Raw genomic sequence first — 802 nt, 5'->3', positions numbered from 1 at the left:
TGGGTTTCCCACAAATTCACGGACACATAGTTAAGCCCGTATAGCCTTTTTCAAATTCTACCGGACTAATTCCGCCTAATGTCGAATGACGACGTTTCGGGTTATAAAAACGTTCAATGTAATCGAATACATCCGCCCGAACTTCATTACGGGTTTTATACCGCCTTCTGTTGACTCGCTCTATTTTCAGCGTTGAGAAAAAGCTTTCCATCGCCGCATTGTCCCAGCAATCACCTTTGCGACTCATACTGCAGGTAATACCCTGTGAAGCCAGCAATTGCTGAAAATCTTCACTGGTATATTGGCTGCCCTGATCAGAATGGTGTAGCAAAGCATCAGGCTTGCCCCGACGCCAAACGGCCATCATTAAGGCATCAATCACCAATTGCGCCGTCATGCCGCCCTGCATCGACCAGCCAACAATACGTCTGGAAAACAAATCCATGACAGCCGCCAGGTAAAGCCAACCCTCAGCCGTCCAGATATAGGTGAAATCCGCTACCCATCGCTGATTCGGGGCACTGGCATCAAACTGCCGTTCCAGCAGGTTTGGTGCAATCGCATGGAGCGCTCTGACACCATTATCGCTCGGTTTATAACGTCGTTTGCGTCGCGCCATGAGCCCTAGTTGCTGCATCAGCCGAGCAACCCGGTTAACAGAGCAGGTAATACCCCAATCATATAAATCACGCCATACACGCGGTGAACCATAGGTCCGGTCACTGCCGTGATAGCTTTCCTGTATATGGGCTTTAATGATTTGGTTAGCTTGTTCACGACGGCTTGGCTTTCTGACCAGCCA

General features: G+C 49.5%; 1 protein-coding gene. It reads right to left on the bottom strand.

What is annotated here, in order from left to right; translation table 11 throughout:
- Positions 1-16: 16 nt before the first annotated feature.
- The coding region (locus LGT40_RS00315) for an IS3 family transposase (RefSeq protein WP_226343108.1) at positions 17-802 on the bottom strand (786 nt) is incomplete at its 5' end.

The organism is Methylophaga pinxianii (genome assembly GCF_020447225.1).
Classification (GTDB): domain Bacteria; phylum Pseudomonadota; class Gammaproteobacteria; order Nitrosococcales; family Methylophagaceae; genus Methylophaga; species Methylophaga pinxianii.
This window is presented reverse-complemented; position numbering and strand designations above follow the sequence as displayed.